Origin of the sequence: Vibrio sp. 10N.261.52.A1, assembly GCF_002876325.1 — a bacterium.
In the GTDB taxonomy this organism is placed as follows: Bacteria; Pseudomonadota; Gammaproteobacteria; order Enterobacterales; family Vibrionaceae; genus Vibrio; species Vibrio chagasii.
Genome location: NZ_MCYD01000363.1, coordinates 1 through 898, shown reverse-complemented (window position 1 = coordinate 898; position 898 = coordinate 1). Strand labels below are relative to the sequence as shown.

At 44.8% G+C, this 898-nt stretch carries 1 protein-coding gene; it reads right to left on the bottom strand.

Translation table 11 applies throughout. The features are described 5' to 3' along the window. Positions 1–253: 253 nt before the first annotated feature. The coding region (locus tag BCT81_RS04405) for an ATP-binding protein (protein ID WP_241908157.1) at positions 254–898 on the bottom strand (645 nt) is incomplete at its 5' end.

Genomic DNA, 898 nt, shown 5'->3' with positions numbered 1-898 from the left:
CTGACTTTATTATTTGTTTTGATTATGGATTTTCGACCAAGTTATCAAAATTTCGTACAGTTCAGATGATATGCATCAAGAACGCTAAATATACACTGTGTTACATAACCAAAAAGAGGTATAGGTCAAACAGGCAGAGGTTGAGGTTTGATTGGTGATAGTTTAGTAGTGCGGGATTTTCGTGCTTGGGCTGAATGTAAAAACAACAGCCCAAGCGAGCTAGGGCAACCATCGAACGATAGCCGTAGCAGGTTTAGAGGTTAGACACCAATAACTGTGGTGTCGCTTTTTGTTGCAGATAAATACTAAAGCGGCTGCCTTTGCCGACCACAGATTCGACGCGTATCTCGCCACCAATTTGACTTAAGATACTTTGAGACACAGATAAGCCTAAGCCAGTCCCGTCGCGTTTCGTTGTATAGAATGGCGAGAAGATGCGTTTTAACTGTTCTTCCTTGATACCACAGCCTTCGTCTTCCACATGCACGATAGCGCCATGAGACACGCCGTTTTCTACCCAATCTTCACTCGAGATTGTTAATGTTCCCTGCCCGTCCATTGCATGAATAGCATTCATTTGTAGGTTGACCAGAATCTGCAGCAGTTGGTTTCGATTTACTTCAACCGATGTTTTAGCGTTTAAGTTCGAAACGTAAACCATGCCGCGCTTTTTCGCCCCAGTTTTCACGAGCGTGATACTTTCATCGACGATCGGGTTGATGTGTTGCCAAGTGATCTCATCCTGCACGCCACCGTGTCGGCTGTATTGCAGCAAGCTTCGCGTAATATTTCGGATTCGGTCGATTTGCTCCATGATGGCATGGACTTCTTCTTCGACACGGCTTACTTCATCCCCTAGTTCAAATTTCATCAACTCAACGTTGCCAAGGATTACCGC